General features: G+C 60.7%; 16 protein-coding genes. 7 read left to right on the forward strand and 9 right to left on the reverse strand.

What is annotated here, in order from left to right; all coding sequences use genetic code 11:
• Nucleotides 1-14: 14 nt before the first annotated feature.
• The gene (locus DM813_RS08805; RefSeq protein WP_128323035.1) at nt 15-764 is read right to left on the reverse strand and encodes a cache domain-containing protein; all 750 of its coding nucleotides are present in this window, start codon (nt 762-764) and stop codon (nt 15-17) included.
• An 82-nt stretch (nt 765-846) separates the two neighbouring features.
• Nucleotides 847-1,578, reverse strand: a complete 732-nt coding sequence (locus DM813_RS08810) for a FadR/GntR family transcriptional regulator (RefSeq protein ID WP_128323036.1) — start codon at nt 1,576-1,578, stop codon at nt 847-849.
• A gap of 235 nt (nt 1,579-1,813) precedes the next feature.
• Here DM813_RS08810 and DM813_RS08815 point away from each other — a divergent pair, with 235 nt between their 5' ends.
• Together DM813_RS08815 and DM813_RS08820 are read left to right on the forward strand one after the other, a co-directional pair.
• Entirely contained in the window at nt 1,814-3,307 is a 1,494-nt protein-coding gene (locus DM813_RS08815) for an aldehyde dehydrogenase (RefSeq protein ID WP_128323037.1), read from the forward strand.
• Between the two features lie 71 nt (nt 3,308-3,378).
• Nucleotides 3,379-4,854 (forward strand): APC family permease, encoded by a 1,476-nt coding sequence (locus DM813_RS08820; protein WP_128323038.1) that lies wholly within the window; start codon nt 3,379-3,381, stop codon nt 4,852-4,854.
• A 42-nt stretch (nt 4,855-4,896) separates the two neighbouring features.
• Here the strand turns inward: DM813_RS08820 and DM813_RS08825 are convergent, their stop codons facing one another.
• Both DM813_RS08825 and DM813_RS08830 read right to left on the reverse strand, forming a co-directional pair.
• Nucleotides 4,897-6,150 carry an aromatic amino acid transport family protein gene (locus DM813_RS08825; protein WP_128323039.1) on the reverse strand — a complete coding sequence of 418 codons (1,254 nt, stop codon included), beginning with the start codon at nt 6,148-6,150 and terminating at the stop codon, nt 4,897-4,899.
• A 272-nt stretch (nt 6,151-6,422) separates the two neighbouring features.
• Entirely contained in the window at nt 6,423-7,433 is a 1,011-nt protein-coding gene (locus DM813_RS08830) for a zinc-dependent alcohol dehydrogenase family protein (protein ID WP_128323040.1), read from the reverse strand.
• 141 nt (nt 7,434-7,574) lie between these two features.
• On the opposite strand from DM813_RS08830, the gene DM813_RS08835 reads away from it, so the two are divergent.
• The 3 genes from DM813_RS08835 to DM813_RS08845 all read left to right on the forward strand — a co-directional run bounded on the left by DM813_RS08835 (nt 7,575) and on the right by DM813_RS08845 (nt 11,599).
• A complete protein-coding gene (locus DM813_RS08835; protein WP_128323041.1) occupies nt 7,575-8,075 on the forward strand; it encodes a sigma-70 family RNA polymerase sigma factor in 501 nt (166 codons plus the stop codon).
• Entirely contained in the window at nt 8,076-9,023 is a 948-nt protein-coding gene (locus tag DM813_RS08840; protein ID WP_128323042.1) for a FecR domain-containing protein, read from the forward strand.
• Between the two features lie 104 nt (nt 9,024-9,127).
• Nucleotides 9,128-11,599 carry a TonB-dependent siderophore receptor gene (locus DM813_RS08845; protein WP_128323043.1) on the forward strand — a complete coding sequence of 824 codons (2,472 nt, stop codon included), beginning with the start codon at nt 9,128-9,130 and terminating at the stop codon, nt 11,597-11,599.
• Between the two features lie 82 nt (nt 11,600-11,681).
• Here the strand turns inward: DM813_RS08845 and DM813_RS08850 are convergent, their stop codons facing one another.
• The 4 genes from DM813_RS08850 to DM813_RS08865 all read right to left on the reverse strand — a co-directional run bounded on the left by DM813_RS08850 (nt 11,682) and on the right by DM813_RS08865 (nt 16,107).
• Complete coding sequence (locus DM813_RS08850; protein WP_128323044.1) at nt 11,682-12,275, reverse strand: HAD family hydrolase; 594 nt, start codon at nt 12,273-12,275, stop codon at nt 11,682-11,684.
• A complete protein-coding gene (tesB, locus tag DM813_RS08855; protein WP_128323045.1) occupies nt 12,272-13,141 on the reverse strand; it encodes an acyl-CoA thioesterase II in 870 nt (289 codons plus the stop codon). Before tesB ends, DM813_RS08850 begins: the two co-directional genes overlap by 4 nt.
• Before the next feature lie 77 nt (nt 13,142-13,218).
• Nucleotides 13,219-13,788 (reverse strand): GNAT family N-acetyltransferase, encoded by a 570-nt coding sequence (locus DM813_RS08860; protein ID WP_128323046.1) that lies wholly within the window; start codon nt 13,786-13,788, stop codon nt 13,219-13,221.
• A gap of 135 nt (nt 13,789-13,923) precedes the next feature.
• Complete coding sequence (locus tag DM813_RS08865; RefSeq protein WP_128323047.1) at nt 13,924-16,107, reverse strand: TonB-dependent receptor; 2,184 nt, start codon at nt 16,105-16,107, stop codon at nt 13,924-13,926.
• Nucleotides 16,108-16,482: 375 nt separating this feature from the next.
• On the opposite strand from DM813_RS08865, the gene DM813_RS08870 reads away from it, so the two are divergent.
• Both DM813_RS08870 and DM813_RS08875 read left to right on the forward strand, forming a co-directional pair.
• The gene (locus tag DM813_RS08870) at nt 16,483-17,172 is read left to right on the forward strand and encodes a histidine phosphatase family protein (RefSeq protein ID WP_431311941.1); all 690 of its coding nucleotides are present in this window, start codon (nt 16,483-16,485) and stop codon (nt 17,170-17,172) included.
• Nucleotides 17,173-17,174: 2 nt separating this feature from the next.
• Entirely contained in the window at nt 17,175-18,023 is an 849-nt protein-coding gene (locus DM813_RS08875; RefSeq protein WP_128323049.1) for a phosphatase PAP2 family protein, read from the forward strand.
• Here DM813_RS08875 and DM813_RS08880 read toward each other — a convergent pair.
• On the reverse strand, nt 17,989-18,414 hold the full coding sequence (locus tag DM813_RS08880) for an EamA family transporter (protein WP_128323050.1): 426 nt from the start codon (nt 18,412-18,414) through the stop codon (nt 17,989-17,991). The two genes, DM813_RS08875 and DM813_RS08880, sit on opposite strands and share 35 nt — an antisense overlap.
• Between the last annotated feature and the right edge of the window lie 11 nt (nt 18,415-18,425).

Consider the following 18,425-nt stretch of genomic DNA (forward strand, 5'->3'; position numbering starts at 1 on the left):
TGAGAGCAGGTGCTTCACACCATCGAATTCCTTGGCGACTGGCCTTGCATGACGGTCCAGTAAACCGGAAATGCGTTCAGCCCCACCACGCCGCAGCGGTAATTCGAGGCTTCACGCGGCCTGACCAGGTCGCCGGCCATCCAGCTCGGCGTGTTGGCTGCCAGTACCCGGCCATCGGCATTGAGCAGTACCGCTTCGTTGGGAAAACGCATCAGCCCGCGTACCAGCAGGGGCTCCAGTGACTCCAGAGAAACATCGGCCGCAGCCACACCAATAAAGCGGTCACCGTCGAACATGGGCACCGAGAACGCGACGATGTACTCCTCGGTACCGTTGACGTCTACAAATGGCCCTGCCACGCAGGGCTTGCCGGTGTCGCGAACACGCGAGTACCAGGGCATGGTCAGGTAGTTGTAGAAACTGTCGCTACGGCGATTGAAGTCCAGCTTCAGGGGATGGACGCTATGGTCCGACTCGCCACACCACCATTCGATGTGCATATCGGCATCGGCAATTTCGCCTGGGGCCAGCACTACCCCGGCGCCATGGATTCGCAGGCTTTTGATGCCCAGCAAGCGCACCGCATCCGCCTCCAGGCAGCCAAGATCCCGCAACCGCGGGCGCCCACCGGCGGTGCGCGCCTGTTTCCAGATGCACGCAACCTGGGCGCTCAGTACGCCTAAGCCATCGAAGATGTTACCAATTGCAACGTTGATATTGGACGCAAACTCCGCAAATTCAGCACGGTCTGCTTCATCACTCATGGCTCAATCTCGCACTGCTTGGGTGGTTGGCGTGTGTCGGGCATCACATGAACAATGTGAGAAAGAGCAATAACCGTTCCATTTACTCAAGCTGAGCGATCTGCTCCAGCCGCAGTGAAGTCAGCTTGCGCATCTCCTTGATGACGTGGGCACGGGCCAAGGCTACCGCCAGCGCACTGTCATTGGCCTTGATCGCCTCGACAATGGCGCTGTGCTCACGTTGCATCGCCGGGATATCCGGCTCAGCGCCATAAGCCAGCCAAAGCAGTTCACCCAGTTCCGCCTGCAAGCGCACCTCACTGTGCGTCAAGCGCACCGACTGCGCCGCCACCGCTATTTCAATGTGAAATCGGGCATCGGCCTGCCGCTGCTCCCTGGCATCGCCGGCAGCCCCCAGGGCATCAATCAACATCTGCAGCCGTTCGTGCTCATCCGGCCCTGCGCGTTGCGCCGCCAGCTCTGCGGCAGCGGCGGCGATTGCAACATGCTCGTCCGTGTAGTCGCGCAACTCCAGGGCACTGAAACCACGCAACCGGGTGTAAAGAGCCTGCACGCTGGATTGCGGCGCTGCACAAATGAAACTGCCACCACTGCGCCCACGCCGCGTCTCGATCACACCGCGTGTGCGCAATACCGCCAGGGCATCGCGCAAAGTCACCGGGGCAACACCCAGGCGCGCCGCCAGGATCGGCTCGCGGGGCAGCTGCTCGCCCTGCGCCAGAAGGCCCAGCGCGATCATCTCTTCCAGGTGGCGGATGACCGACTCGGTTTTACCTTCCTGCTTGAAACGGATCAGGTGTGAGGTCGCGGGCATGGGCATTCGTCAGTCATTGGGTACGTACAGTCATATGACCGAAGGGTCAGAATTAGATATGAAACCGTATCTTATAGAGTTGTTTACGCCAATCAAAGCGAAAACAAATACCTAAAAATTATAACAGTCCAGTTAAAAGCGTAAAAAACGCTGTGTCCGGGTGCTTCTCAGTATCAAAATTATATGGTTCCATACAATTTATGTGCGCCAACTCTAAAAAACACAAGGAGCATTCATGAGCCAGCTGAACAAAGCCGATTGGCAAGCCAAGGCCCTCGACTTGAACATCGAGGGACGTGCGTTCATCAACGGCGAGTACGTTGATGCCGTGGGCGGTGGCACCTTCGCCTGCCACAGCCCCATCGATGGTCGCCTGCTGGCAACTGTCGCAAGCTGTGACGGCGCCGACGCACAGATCGCCGTCGCCAACGCCCGGGCCGCTTTCAACTCTGGAGCATGGTCCAGATGCGCCCCCGCAGAGCGCAAAGCGGTATTGAAACGTTTCGCCGATCTGCTCGAAGCACATGCAGAAGAACTGGCACTGCTCGACACCCTGGACATGGGTAAACCCATCAGCGACGCCCTGGCGGTGGACGTTGCCGGCTCGGCGGATGCCATCCGCTGGAGCGCCGAGGCCATCGACAAGATTTACGACGAAGTCGCGCCGACTTCAGCCGATCAACTGGGTCTGGTGACCCGCGAGCCGGTCGGGGTCGTGGCGGCAATCGTGCCGTGGAACTTCCCGTTGATGATGGCCAGCTGGAAGCTGGGCCCTGCCCTGGCCACCGGTAACTCGGTGATTCTCAAACCCTCCGAGCGCTCGCCCCTGAGTGCAATTCGCATCGCACAACTGGCGTGTGAAGCGGGCTTGCCCAAGGGGGTGCTGAACGTACTGCCAGGCTACGGCCACACGGTCGGCGAAGCGCTGGCGCTGCACATGGATGTCGACACCATCGTGTTCACCGGCTCGACCAAAATCGCCAAGCAACTGCTGGTGTACTCCGGCCAGTCGAACATGAAGCGCGTTTGGCTGGAAGCCGGCGGCAAGAGCCCGAACATCGTCTTTGCCGACGCCCCGGACCTGCACGCGGCAGCAGAAGCCGCCGCCGCGGCCATCGCCTTCAACCAGGGCGAAGTGTGTACCGCCGGCTCACGCCTGCTGGTGGAAAAGTCCATCAAGGCGCAATTCCTGCCGCTGGTGGTGGAGGCGATCAAGGGCTGGAAAGCCGGTAACCCGCTGGATCCGCAAACCAATGTCGGCGCGCTGGTCGATGCCCGGCAACTGGAACAGGTAGTGAGCTACGTCGAAGCTGGCAAGGCCGCCGGCGCCACGGTCGTCACCGGCGGTACGCGGGTGCTGGAAGAAACTGGCGGCACCTATTTCGAACCCACGGTATTCGACGGCGTCGACAACGCCATGAAGATCGCCCAGGAAGAAATTTTCGGGCCGGTATTGTGCGTAATCGAGTTCGAAACGCCGGAACAGGCTGTCGCCCTGGCCAATGACACACCCTACGGCCTCGCCGCTGCACTCTGGACCCGCGACCTGTCCAAAGCCCACCAGACCGCGCGGGGCCTGCGGGCAGGCAGCGTCTGGGTGAACATGTACGACGGAGGCGACATGACCGCGCCGTTCGGCGGTTTCAAACAGTCGGGCAATGGACGTGACAAGTCCCTGCATGCGTTCGACAAGTACACGGAAATCAAAGCGACCTGGATCAAGCTCTGACCTGACCCGACCTGAGGAGGCACGCGCCTCCTCTGCACACAAACACCTTCGTTTCCGCAAAGGGCGCCGCTATGAATAGCTCTGTAAGTCCGGATGCAGCCGTTGATAAAGATGCCGAACAACTCAAGGCATTGGGGTACAGCTCAAACTTCGACCGAAGCATGAGCCTGTGGCAAAACTTTGCCTTGGGTTTCACCTACCTGTCCCCCGTTGTCGGCGTTTATACGCTGTTCGGGTTGTGCCTGGCGGCGGGTGGACCGCCAATGTTCTGGTCGTATCTGTTGGTGGGCATCGGCCAGATGCTGGTGTGCCTGGTGTTTTGCGAAGTGGTTTCGCAGTATCCGATTTCCGGGGGTGTCTACCCGTGGGCCCGACGTCTTGTCGGCAAGAAGTGGGCCTGGATGGTCGGCTGGGTGTATGCCATCTCGCTTTGCGTGACGGTAGCGGCGGTAGCGCTGGGGGCCGGCCCGTTCATTGCCAGTCTGCTTGGTTTTGAATCCAGCCCGGCGACCAACACCCTGGTGGCACTGGCACTGACCGCGATCGCGACCTTGCTCAACCTGAGCGGCACGAAGCTGCTCGCCCGAGTGGCGATTTTCGGATTCGTCTGCGAGCTGGTCGGCGCGCTGGTGATCGGTACCTACCTGCTTGTGTTCGAACGGCATCAGTCGTTCGGGGTCCTGTTCGATACCTTCGACATTGCTATCGACGGTGCCTACTGGCCGGCCTTCCTCACTGCAGCGCTGGCAGGGATGTTCCTCTACTACGGCTTCGAAGCCTGTGGCGACGTGGCCGAGGAAACCCCCAACCCAAGCCGCAAAGTGCCCAAGGCCATGCGCATGACCATCTGGATCGGTGGCGCAGCGTCGATGTTTGCCGCGCTGGCATTGATTCTCGCGGTGCCCGACATTCGCGCCGTGATCTCCGGCGCCGACGCCGACCCGCTGTCGACCATTTTCGGTTCGGCCTTTGGTCCACTGGGTTCGCGGATCGTGATGGCAGTGATCACCGTCTCTTTTGTCTCCTGCGTACTCAGCCTGCAGGCCTCTGCAAGCCGCCTGCTGTATGCCTATGCGCGTGACGAGATGATGATTGGCAGCGGCCTGCTGAAACGACTGTCGCCCAACACCCACGTTCCCACCGCCGCACTGGTGGTGTGCGGGGTGATCCCGGCGCTGATCGTCTGTGTCGGGTTTTACCTGCAGAACGCCATCGCCCTGGTGGTCAGCTTCGCCGCTGTCGGTATCTACCTGGCCTTCCAGATGATCGTTGGTGGCGCACTGTATGCCCGCTTGCGCGGCTGGAAACCGAAGGGTCAGTTCACCCTCGGTGCCTGGGCCTGGCCGGTGAACATTGCGGCCCTGGTGTATGGCGTGCTGGCGATGGTCAACATGTCGTGGCCGCGCACCCCGGATGCCCCTTGGTACGTCAACTACAGCATCCTCGTCGTGGGCCTGATCGTCATTGCTGTCGGACTGGTCTACATGCTGCTGTTCCGCCCGCATGAGCGCAGCAATGCCCCGGCGTCGGATGCCTGGAAAAACTGACTGAACCGGTGCTCGCCTGCACAGCAGGCGAGCACCGTGGGCTTACCAGCCGCCTGGCAACCAGCCAAAGGCACTGGCAATCGCGTAGGCCATGCTGCACAGGTAGAGGATGACCACCAGCACCTGAATCAGCGGATGGGCAATCCAGCCGCACTGCCAGGCGGGCACGATGTCACCGTTCTTGCGTGCAGAGCGCAGCATGAGGATGGGCATGATCGACAGGATCACGCCGCTGAACACACCGGCAAAATACAGCGCGTTAACAAAGCCGACCATACCGCTGTAGGCCAGGATGAACGGTGGTACGCAGACAATGGCAAGCACCAGCAGACGGTTCTTCGGGTTGCTCTCCGAACCCAGACTCTTGAACTTGTCGAAGATGTTGGTCAGGAAGCTGCCGCCCAGGCCCCAATATGAGGTCATCATCGCGCACAGGGCAAAGGTGTTGGCGGTGTAGAACGCCCACTGCCCAAGGGCCTGGCCCCACGCCAGGGTGGCTACCTCGGTCTGGTTTTCCAGGCCGTTCAGAGCAATCACCGACATCGGCACGATCGCCAGCAGGATGAAAGTGATCACCATCCCGGTAATGACAGCGACAGGCAGCCGCTTGGGCGCGTGACTGAAACCACGGGCCATCTCCGGCACCACGTACTGCGCAGAAAAGCAGAACACGGCAATGTTGAACACCGGGATCATGTAGATCCAGCTGCCATCGAACAGGTTGGCAAAGTCGGTGTGTTCATTTATCAGCGTCGCCACCACCAGCACCAGGGTCATCGAGACCATGCCGATGCTGATGAACTTCTCGCCCTTGCCGATGGCCTTGAGCCCCAGGTACAGCACGAACGCGGCCGGCAGGAAGAACAGCAGGCTGCCCAGTGCCGGGCTGATACCGAAGAATTCGCTGAGAATCTTGCCGCTGCCACTCATGTAGGCAGTCAGCGCACCGATGCTGTTGACCGCCACCGAGAGAAAGATGGCCCAGGCCCCGAAGGAACCGACATAACGCTGTGCCAGGCCACTCAACTGGTGATGGCTGCGGGTGCGCAAGGTGGTTTCCGAGACGTACAGCATGGAGATGGTGGTGAAGACGCCGGCAACGGCCAGCCATAGCAGCAACGGCATGTAGCCGGCCAGGCGGCTGGCATAGGCCATCGACAGCACGCCAGCACCGATGTTGGTGCCCACGATCATCGCCACGGCCTCGACGAAGGTCAGGCGTTTGACCTCAAGGCCCGAGGACTCGGACGTGGAAGCGTCAGCACCGCTGACGGCGGTGCGGGGGGTTGCACTCATGATCACACTCACTGCGTATTTGTATTTATTACCGGAAGCACCTGAAACGATGCGTCACAGCGCCACTGTCAGAACGGTCGCGCTGTTCCATGGACTTTCGAGCGGCGGGCAAAATATCACACAAGGTGTTTGAAATAACATTCAGTGAGGGCGAAAGAGTGTGTATCAAAATTTCTTGAAAATTCTTTAAAAGCAGACAGTTAGCGCGTTTGAGCAACAACGGGCAGAGGTCAAGCCCGACCAAGGTCGGGCGACTTCACTGGGGCGGGTGATCAGAATTCCAGGCAAATCTTGCCGAAATGCTGGTTGCTCTCCTGATAGCGAAACGCGTCGACGATCTGCTCCAGGGCGAAAGATTTGTCGATGACCGGACGCAGGCCATTGGCATCGATCGCGCGCACCAGCGCCTGCTGATGAGCACGGCTGCCCACCAATACGCCTTGCAGGCGTATCTGCCGTACCAGCGCCTGCACCAGCGGCAATTGGCCGGCGACGCCGGTCAGAATGCCGATCAGCGAGATATGCCCACCGATGCGCGCAGCGATCATGGATTGCTCCAGGGTCGCCGGGCCGCCTACTTCGATGACGTGATCCACACCGCGGTTGCCGGTGAGCTGGCGTACCGTTTCGCCCCAGGCCGGGGTCTTGCGGTAGTTGATCAGGTGGTCGGCGCCCATGGCCTTGAGGCGTTCGAGCTTCTCGTCACTGGACGAGGTGGCAATCACGGTGGCGCCGGCCAGCTTGGCAAACTGCAACGCGAAGATCGACACACCGCCCGTGCCTTGCACCAGTACCGTGTCACCCGGCTTGAGTGAGTCATCGGCCATCAGCGCGCGCCAAGCCGTGACCCCGGCAGTGGTAAGTGTCGCCGCTTCGGCATGGCTGTAGCCTTTGGGGGCATGGGTAAACGAGGTGGCGCGTGCGGTGACCTGTTCGCGCGCATAGCCATCGATGCCGTCTCCCGGCACCGTGGCAAAACCTTCGACCTGCGCTTGGCCGTCCAGCCAGTCGGGGAAAAAGGTGCTGACCACCGCGTCGCCCACCGCAAACTCCGTGACCCCGGCGCCGACCGCCGTCACCACGCCGGCGCCATCAGCCATGGGAATGCGCGGTGCTGCGGGCCCCCACATGCCGCTGACCACGGCAAAGTCGTGGTAATTGAGCGAGTTGGCGTGCAAGCGCACGGTGATCTCTCCCACCTGCGGTGCAGGCGTTTCGCAGGTGCCGACCTGAACCTTGTCGTAACCGCCGCCCGCCTGAACGTAGATAGCCTTGCTGGTCATGCGCACCTCCTGATTGGACACGGTAAAGAGCTGATCAGTCTTGGCCGCGACCGCACGCTGGTCAAGCGCCGGCTCTTGCGAAACATCCGGATAAACATCAATAATGCGACTAATTATCAATTACTGTGCTGGTTGCCGTTCATGCCTGCTCCCGATCATGCTGCTCTGCATACGCTCTACAGCGAACACCACGGTTGGCTCAAAGCCTGGCTTCGCGCACGCCTGGGCAATGCCAGCGATGCCGCGGACCTGGCCCAGGATACCTTTATCCGGGTACTGACCGCGCGCAATGCGCAGACCATTCGCGAGCCACGCAGCTACCTGGGCGCCATTGCCCATGCACTGATGATCGACAAGTTCCGTCGCAAGGCACTGGAGCAGGCCTACCTTGCAGAATTGGCCAACCGCCCGGAACGCCTGGCCGATTCGCCGGAAACGCGTTTGCTGATTCTTGAAACCCTGGTGGCCGTAGACACCTTGCTCGATGGCCTGGGCGAACGGACCCGGCGCATCTTTCTGGCCGTGCAGCTCGAAGGCCTGAGCTACGTGGCCACCGCCGAGCGTCTGGATATTTCGGTCACCACGGTGAAGAAGCACCTGATCCGTGCCATGACCCACTGCCTGCTGCTGATGGACGACTGAATGGCCAACGCCCTGGATTACCGCACCCTGGAAGCCGCTGCGACCTGGTACGTCCAGCTCAACGCCGCGCAGCCCAGCGACGCCCAGTTACAGGCCTGGCAGGACTGGCTGGGGAAAAGCCAGGCCCATGCCCAGGCCTGGGCCCGCGTCGAAAAACTGCAACGGCAATTTGGCAGCCTGCCGGCTGACGTTGCCCTGCCGACCCTGGCCGGTGTACGTGCGCGTCGGCGTGCAGTACTCAAGACCCTGGCCATGCTGCTGGCGGTTGGTGCCACCGGCTGGGCTGTGCGGGAAAGTACCCCAGCGCAGGCATTGATGGCGGAACTGCGCACGGGCAAGGGGCAGCGGCGGCAGGTCAGGCTCAGCGACGGCAGCCAGCTTGAGCTCAACAGCGACAGCGCGGTGGATGTCCGGTACGACGGCCAACTGCGCGCATTGCGCCTGTACCGTGGCGAAATCATGGTGCAAACCGCCAGCGACCCGGACGCCCGCCCCTTCGAGGTACACACCGCCGAAGGCCGTGTTCGCGCCCTGGGAACGCGCTTTAGCGTGCGCAGCGATGAAGGCAGTAGCCAGGTGAGTGTGTTGCAACATGCGGTAGAGATCCGCCCGGTGGACAGCCCGCTGCTGATGCTGCGCCTGGATGCCGGGCAGTCGGTCACTTTCAACCCGCGCCAAATCGGTACCGCCCACTCCGTGGCACCGGGTACCGGCGCCTGGACCCAGGGCATGCTGACTGTCATCGAGTGGCGCCTGGCCGACTTCATCACTGAACTGCGCCGCTATCGCCCCGGCGTGCTGCGCTGCGCCGATGGCATCGCCGACTTGCGCCTGTCCGGTGCCTTTCGTATCGACGATACCGACACCATCCTGGAAAACCTCAGTGCCTCGCTGCCCGTCAAAGTGCGTTACCTGACGCGTTATTGGGTCAGCATCGAGCCGGCCTGAATAATTTCAAATAATGGGTTGCCGATTTTCATTCTCATTCGGCTACGCAGTTAAAGCAGCAAATCCAGCTGCACATCTGCCCAGCCAATCGAAGGAAAACCTGCATGACCCGCATTTGCCCCCGGGCACCCCGTCCTCTGGTTCGCGCCGTTCACCTGGCGCTGTTCGGCCTGACCCTGGCACCGCTGCCGATCCTGGCTCTGCTGCCGGCCCCGGCCCAGGCCCAGAGCGCCAGTACCCGCTTCCAGATCGCCCCGGGGCCGCTGGGCACCACCCTGAGCCTGTTCGCGACCCGCGCCAACATCACCTTGTCGTTCGATGCGCGCCAGACCCACGGCCGTCAATCGGCCGGGCTGCAGGGTGAGTATTCGATAGAAGAAGGCCTCGCACGCCTGCTGCAGGGCAGCGGCCTGCAGGCCCAGCGCCAGAGTAACGGCGGATATGTACTGGTCCCGCTCGACAGCAGCGGCGCGCTGGAGCTGGGGGCCACCAGTATCAATGGTCAGCTGCTTGGCGAAACCACGGAGAACACCGGTTCCTACACCACCGCCGCATCACGCACCGCGACCAAGCTGCCGCTGTCGATCCGCGAAACACCCCAGTCGATCACTGTCGTCACCCGGCAGCTGATGGACGACCAGGGCGCCCAGAGCATCTCCGACGTGCTGCGCAATACCCCCGGCGTTTCGGCACAGACCTACGACAGCGACCGTACCGAGTTCACCAGCCGCGGCCTGGTCATCACGAACTACCAGTACGACGGCGTCAACACCATCTATGACGGTGTGTATGACGAAGGCACTGCCCATGTCGACATGGCCATCTATGACCGCGTCGAAGTACTCAAGGGCGCTACCGGCCTGATGACAGGCTCTGGCGATCCTTCGGCCACGGTCAACCTGATTCGCAAGAAACCCACCGCGCAGTTTCAGGCGTCACTGACCGGCAGTGCCGGCAGCTGGGATGACTACCGAGGCGAAGGCGATGTCTCCGGCCCTCTGAACAGCAGCGGCACCTTGCGCGGCCGTTTCGTCGGCGCGCAGCAAGACAAGAAGGGCTACCAGGACCACTACCAGCAGAAAAAAGAGGTGTACTACGGCATTCTCGAAGCCGACATCACCCCCGATACCCTGCTAACTGTCGGTATCGACCAGCAGAACACCACGCCACGCGGCACCTCCTGGACCGGCAACCCGGTGTATTACACCGATGGCGGGCGCACTGATTTTTCCCGCTCGTTCAACCCGGGCGCCGACTGGAGCCGCCGCGACTTTCAGAACCGTACCTACTTTGCCTCGCTTGAACAGGCACTGGCCAACGACTGGACACTCAAGCTCAGCCTCAACCAGCTGCAAAGCGACCACGACACCCGTCTGGCATCAGCCAGCGGCGGCAGCCCGGACCGCGACGGTAACGGCATGTACTTTTTCTGGGGCCGCTGGGAAGGTCATCGGGTGCAGAACACCGCCGACCTGAGCCTCTCCGGGCCGTTCAGCCTGTTCGGCCGCGAGCACGACCTGGTGATCGGCTACAACACCTCGCACTCGCGCCAGACCGGCAGCACCTGGGACACCAGCGAATTCGGCCTGGTGCCGGGGAGCATCTTCGACTGGGACGGCCACATCGGCGTGCCGGACTTCCCGAAGAACGGCAAGTACGAGCAAAAGAAAAGTCAGAACGGTGCCTACATCGCCACCCGCCTGCGCCCCACTGACGACCTCTCGGTAATCCTCGGTACCCGCGTCAGCACCTTCAAGTACCACGACAACTACGACTACGACGGCCTCAACCCGAACTTCCCGGACAACTCGGCCAGCTACAAGGAACACGGCGTGGTCACCCCCTACGCCGGCATCGTCTACGACCTGAACGACACCTACTCGGTGTACGCCAGCTACACCTCGATCTACCAGCCACAGAGCAACAAGGACGCCAACGGCGTCACCCTCGACCCGGTTGAGGGCGACAGCTACGAAACCGGTCTGAAAGCGGCCTACTTCGAAGGGCGACTGAATGCCAGCCTGGCCGTGTTCCGCATCGAGCAAGACAACGTCGCCGAGTCGATCGGCACCAACCCGATCACCAACGAAGGCATCTACAAGGCCACCAGCGGCGCCACCACCAATGGCGTGGAACTGGAAGTTGCCGGTGAACTGCAAGAAGGCTGGAACCTCTCGGCCGGCTACACCTATGCCCGAACCCGGGACGCCGACGAGCAACGCATGTATGGCTTCCCGATGAGCACCAGCAAACCTGAGCACCTGGTGCGGGTGTTCACCACCTACCGCCTGCCGGGCATGCTCGACAAAGTCACGGTCGGCGGTGGTGTGAACTGGCAGAGCGCGTTCTACGGCAAGATCTACAGCGGTGCGGTGAACGACTACACCTACATCAAGCAAGGCGGCTACACCCTGGTCGACCTGATGAGCCGCTACCAGTACGATGAGCACCTGAGCTTCACCGTCAACGCCAACAACGTGTTCGACAAGCGCTACCTGAGCGGGCTGGGTAACTTCGACACCACGTACTACGGCGAGCCACGCAACGTGATGCTGACCACCCGCTGGGATTTCTGAAGTCGATGGGCGGGCCGGTGGGAGCCGGCGAAGCCTGCGATCGAGCGCGTAGCGGTCGCAGGTTTTTGAGACGCGCCGCGAATCAGTGGCCGAGCAACGCCTGCAGCGCCCGGCAATCGGCCGCATGCCAGTCGGTCAATTCCGGCCAGGGATTGTCCGGCAAATTGACCAGGATGGTGCGGGCACCCGCCGCACGCCCGCAGTCGAGGTCAAAGCGGTAATCGCCGACCATGACCATCTCGCTGGGCGCCACTTCCCAGGCGTCAGCCAGCTTCAGCAAGCCACCCGGGTGCGGCTTGGGCGGTGCTTCATCACGCCCGAGTACATAGGGCGCGGCAAAATAATCGGCCAGGCCGATGGCCTCCAGCGTGACATGCGCCAGCTCACGCGCATTACGGGTAAGAATGCCCAACTGGCAGCCACGCCCGGCCAGCTCACGCACCAGCTCCACTGCCCCGACCGCCGCCTGCGAACCGATCGCCAGGTCACGCTCGTGCTCCAGCAACCAGGCATGCTTGGCGGCCGCCTCCGCTGCCGGCAACGCGGCCAGGTGGGTGAGGATGTCGTCACTCGGCGGAATCTCCAGCGACTCTCGAATCGCCGCGAAGTCATGCACCGCAACGGTCAGGGTGCCATCCATGTCGAATACCCAGTGACGAATATCCTTCAGGCTCATGTCCAGTCCTTGCGATGGCGAATCAGGCCTTCCTGGCAGGACGACGCTACCAATTGACCGGCCTGGTTGAAGATGCTGCCACGGGAAAAGCCGCGGGCATTACCGGCCCAGGGGCTGTCCATGGCGTACAGCAGCCACTCGTCGGCACGCAGGTTGCCGTGGAACCACAACGAATGATCGAGGCTGGCGATCTGCATGTCTTTCTGCCACACCGACTTGCTGTGAGGCAGCAGCGAGGTAGTCAACAAACCGAAGTCCGACGCGTAGGCGAGCATGTACTTGTGCAGCGCCGGCACGTCCGGCAGGGTGCCATCGGCACGGAACCAGATGTACTTCACCGGGTCGCCCGGCTTGGGGTTGAACGGGTCTTCTTCAGTGACCGGACGCATTTCGATCGGCTTGGCGCAAAGCATCTTGTCGCGGATGGACTCAGGCAGGCGATCAGCCATGCGCTGGAACAACTCCACTTCCGAAGGCAGGTTTTCCGGGCCGACCACCGAGGGCATCTGCGTCTGGTGTTGAAAACCCTCTTCGTCATACTGGAACGAGGCGCTGCAGGTAAAGATCGGCTGCCCTTTCTGGATGGCCGTTACTCGCCGGGTGCTGAAACTGCCACCGTCGCGAACCCGGTCAACCGAGTACACCACCGGCATAGCCGCATCACCCGGACGCAGGAAGTAGCCGTGCAGCGAATGCACATGACGCGCCTCTTCGACCGTCTGGCTGGCGGCCGACAGCGATTGCCCAAGCACCTGGCCACCGTACAGCTGGCGAAACCCCAGGTCCTGACTGCGTCCGCGGAACAGATTTTCCTCGATGGCTTCCAGACTCAACAGGTCAACCAGATCGTCCAACACGTGGCTCATTCAAGATTCTCCAAAGCAATGCGCAACTGCGACAAATGATACAGGGTTTGTCATAGCTCTCCCGTATGTTGTGCAATTCAGCCGCGCAGTGTCTGTTGCCACTGCGCCCGGTTGATACGGTAGAGCACATGCGCACGCAGCGGATGGTCCTCGGCCAGTTTAGGGTGCAGGAAGCTGCCTTCGAGGTCCTGCTGCATGCCAATGGCCTGCATGACCTTTTGTGACGGCAGGTTGCTTTGCGCGGTGAATGACACCACCTCTGTCAGCCCCAACTGGGCAAAGGCGCAGCGCAGACTGGTCCAGGCCGCTTCGCTGGCAAAGCCCAGGCCCCAATGACGCCGCGCCAGGCGCCAGCCGATTTCCACTGCGGGCGTGAACGCGGCGTCGAAGCCGACATTGAGCAGGCCGGTCATGCCGATGAAGGCACCGGAGTCCTTGCGCTCCAGCGCCCACATTCCAAAACCGTACTCATTGAAATGGCCGCGCAGACGCCCGATCAGGGCAGCACTTTCCAGACGCGTCAGGGGTGCGGGGAAATAGCGCATCACCTGCGGATCAGCGCACATGGCCGCAAATTCGTTGAGGTCGTCGTCCTGCCATTGGCGCAGTACAAGACGCGCGCTTTCCAATTCACGTATCGGGGTCATCGCCTGCTCCTGAACACACCGCCTGCAGTGTACAGCGTAGGCAGGTGCAGCCAGGGTGGCGATGTGCCAAGCAGAAAAATCACAGCGGCGACAGCACGGGGCTGGCCCATGCTACCGCCTTTGGAGCGGGGTCTATCAGAACTTGAAGTTGGCGGTCAGCTCGGCAGAACGGCCAGGTGCCACCGTCGCAAACAGCCCCACGTGAGACGCATCGTAGATCGTTTCATCGGTCAGGTTGAGGACGTTGAGCTGCAGGTCGAGGTTCTTGTTGACCTTGTAGCCGAGCATCGCGTCGTAGCGCCAGTAGTCGTCCACAGTGATGGTGTTGGCGTCGTTCATGTAGCGCTCGTCCATGTAGTTGGCGCCGGCGCCGACCGTCCAGCGGTCGTCGATGTCGTAAGAGGTCCACACGCTGAAGCTGTTCGGTGCGATGAACTTGGACTGATTGCCGTCATTACTGCGATCGCCGCCCGACTTCACCACCTCGGCATCCAGGTAGGTGTAACCCGCCCAGATTGCCCAGGCATCGGTGATACGCCCAGTGGCCTCCAGTTCGATACCGGTCACTCGCTGATCGCCATCCAGCGCCACCAGACCGGTGAGTGGATCGGTGACCCGTGCGTTGGTTTTTTCCGTACGGAACACCGCGGCCGTCAACGACAGCTGCTCGTTGAACACGTCCCACTTGGTACCCAGCTCCACGCTGCGGGATTTTTCCGGGTCGAGGTTGGCCTTGTTGCCGTTGAGGTTACCGGCGCCGGCGCCGTCAGCGCCGCCAGACTGGGTGTTTTCACCCGACGGGTTGGACGAGGTGCCGTACGACAGGTAGATGCTGCCATTGGGCATCGGCTTGAACACCACACCAACCTGGTAGTTCCACAGCTCGCTGGACGACTCGGCGCCGCCGGCAACACGGTTCTTCACGTCATAGTCGTCATAGCGCAGGCCGAGGTTGAGGTCCCATTGCTCATGCAACCCAAGGGTGTCGAAGACATACAGCGACTTGACCTCGGTCTGGTTCTTGCTGGTTACCTCGCCATTGCCCGGGAGCAACGTCCAGCCACCGTCGTGCGGGTTGGGGTTATACAGATCCGCAGGGCGACCGTTGTTACCAACGTATTTGTTTTTGTCGGTAATGGTCTCGCGACTGAGTTCCATACCGGCAGCGTAAGTGTGCTTGATTGTGCCGGTATGGAAAGAGCCGAACAGGTCGGTCTGGTTGACCAGTGTGGTGTTGACCACATTGCGTGGACGGAAGCCACGCCCAACCTGGCCGCTTTCTTCTTGCGCCTCGTTGGCAAACACCGGACGGCTCATGACGTAGTTTTGCATGCTACGGCCACCGCGCAAGGTATTACGCAGCGTCAACTCATCAGTAAAGTCATGTTCGAGAATCAGGGTTGCCAGGTCTGCGGAAGTTTTCCGGAAGTCGCGATCCACAAGCCCATAGAAGTTGTCACGGTCAACATTTGCCGGCTTGTTGGTAATCAGTGAAATCGGGTGACCCTGATCCGGGATATCGTCAGTTTCAAGATGGTAGTAACTTGCAGTGACCCGGGTTGGCCCCTGCAATCCCCAGGTAATAGTAGGGGCAATACCCCAACGCTTGACTTCGACATCGTCGCGGCCCGGCGTATCGGCTTCATGCTTCATGGCATTCAGGCGAAAGGCAATATCCTGGTCGGGCAAATACTGGTTGATGTCGATTGTGTTGCGCCACAGCTGGTCGGTACCCATGGTGACGCTGCCGCCAATGGCGTCTTCCATTTTCGCCGACTTGCTCACCAGGTTGATCGTGCCCCCGGTCGAACCGCGGCCGCTGTAGGCAGAGCCCGGGCCTTTGACGATTTCCACCCGCTCCACATTGAAAGCTTCGTGGGACATCCGCCCCAGGTCGCGGACACCGTCGATCTGAATATCGGTACTGGATTCGAAACCGCGGATGAACGGGCGATCCCCCAGTGGCGTGCCGCCCTCACCGGCCCCAAGGGTAATGCCGGGAGTTGTACGCAGTACATCCGTGAGCGAAGTAACGCCCCGCTCTTTCATCAACGCTTCATTAATAATGGTGATTGATTTCGGCGTTTCACGAAGTGGCGCGGTGAACTTGGGCGACGACATTTCGTCAACCTTAAATGTTTCGTGATGTTTCCCGGAAATATTGGTCGCATCCAGCTCCAGGGTTTTAGCCGATGCCGCAACCGGCGAACTGGAAGTTTCAGCCAGGCTGACAGAAGACCAGGATGCTACCGCCAACCCTAGCGCGGTATAAAGATGACCAGACTCGGAACGACGTGTTGTTTCAACCTTATGTGCCATCAGGATTGTCACCATTAGAAAATGATGCGCAATACTATTTAGCAGCAATTATCAGCAGAAGCGTATTTACATACTTTACGCCGAGTAACATATTATTTCTTAAGATATAAGTAGTTACATATATTTAGTTACAACCAAGCGATACGCAAACGCTTACTCACCAAGTAACGCCCTCTGACAGGCGCATTGCACTAGAGTTCGAACCCGCGAAAAAAAGAGTGCCACGCCCCGACCAATCGTGAGCCACGTCTGAAAGGTTTTTTTCACAACCACTTCACCTGCTCACCACAGCCGCCCTTTTAGAGTGCTGGCACGTTTGTGGTGCCTGCTCTGTCGACAGCCACCCGGCCTGGCTCAACGTTGTGGAGTAACCGTATGTTCAACAGCTCGATAGAAAAGGTGGTCCTGGCGACGCCTACCCGGCGACGAAACCTGCCCTCGGCCAGATCAGTGTTTATTGGCCTGTGCCTGCTTGGCGCACTGGCAAGTATTACCACATGGGTAGCAACGAGGACTCAGGTCGTGGACCTAGGTAGCGATAACCAGATGAATCGCAGTGGTGTGTACAGCGAATGGGCAAAAGGCGCAGTAATTGTCCTGGTACGTCATGCCGAGCGCTGTGACCGTTCGCGCAGCCCGTGCCTGAATGATCCTGCCGGTATTACCACTGCCGGTAGCCTGGTGGCCAAAGGGGTTGGTGATGGCTTGCAGAGCCTCGGACTGGGCAATGCCAGCCTGCTGAGCAGCCCTGAAGTCAGAACCCGTCAAACCGCCCACTTCATGTTCGGCAAAGCAATTGCCAGCGAGGAGTGGGTTCAGCAGTGCGATAAAAATTTCACCACCTCTGCATTGACGCACAAAACGTCCGACCAGAATCTCGTGCTCGTTACCCACAGCGGCTGTATCGACCAACTCGAGCGGCAATTGAATGTGCCTGGTGGTGAGCGCTCCAGCGCCTACGCCAGTGCCTTGTTCGTGTCTGTCGGCACCAATGGCAAACCGAGAATCCTCGGCCAGATGAATGCTCCCGCGTGGCAAAAGCTGCTGGCCAGCACAAGGAACTGAGTATGCAACAGCGTTCACGCACGCGGTTCTACCTGAACAACCTGGGCCTGCCGTTGCTGCTCGCAGCCATGGTCTTCCTCCTGTTCGACCTGACCCGGCTTGATCAATGGATCAGCAATCTGCTGCTCGATCCGGTCAGCGGCCAGTTCCCGCTGTTGCACGACCAATGGTTCGAGAAGGTCACGCACAAATGGCCACGGGTGCTGCCGAACTGGACCGGTGAAGCGGCAATCATCGGCTCACTGCTGTCGTTTGTCTGGCCACGCCTGGCGGGACACACGCATACCGCCCCAGTGCGCTTTCTGGAAAAAGCACGGATTGCCCCGGTACTGCGCTTTACCTCGCACCATCGCCGCGACTTGCTCTTCGTGGTCGTCGCCTTCGCCCTGTGCACCACCGTGATTCACTACCTCAAGAGCCACACCAGCGTGTATTGCCCGGTGGAAACCACCCTGTACGGTGGCCCGCAATTGCACAGTGAGTGGTACGAAAATTTCACCTGGTTCAGCAAGGCCGGTGACGGCCGTTGCTGGCCCGGCGGCCATGCCTCCAGCGGCTTTACCTTGCTGGCCCTGTACTTTGTCGCGCTGCGCCATCGCTGGCCGCATGCACGCAAGCTGCTGGTAGCAATCCTGCTGCTGGGCTTCGTCTATGGCACCACCCGTGTCCTGCAGGGGTGGCACTACATGTCACACACGTTCTGGGCTGGGATCTTCGTCTGGTTCAGCACCTGGCTGACCGCGCTGCTTTTCTATGGCCGGCAGGCCCTGCAGGCGCCTGCGCTGAACAGCGTACGCACACGGCCGGTTTTGACCGTCAGCGCCATGCCAGCATCACTACGCCCAGAGTGACCAGACTGATACCCGCCCACTGACGCAGGTCGAGCTTTTCGCCGAGCAAGGTAACCCCGAGCACGGCGACAAGCACCACGCTAAGTTTATCCACAGGCGCAACCTGCGATGCCTGGCCCAGTTGCAGGGCGCGGAAGTAGCAAATCCAGGAAGCACCTGTGGCCAACCCCGACAGCACCAGAAAAACGTAGCTGCGTGGGGAGATCGAGCTCAGCGACTGGTACTGACCGGTGGCGTAGAGAATCAGTGCCAGGCTGACCAACACCACCACGGTGCGCAACAGGGTGGCAAAGTCGGAATTGATGCCGCTGATGCCCACCTTGGCGAAAATGGCCGTCAGCGCGGCGAATACGGCGGAGAGAAGCGCCCAGAACGTCCAGGAAGCCAGCATTGTCACTTCAC

This window comes from Pseudomonas alkylphenolica, assembly GCF_004025535.1.
GTDB classification, from domain to species: Bacteria; Pseudomonadota; Gammaproteobacteria; order Pseudomonadales; family Pseudomonadaceae; genus Aquipseudomonas; species Aquipseudomonas alkylphenolica_A.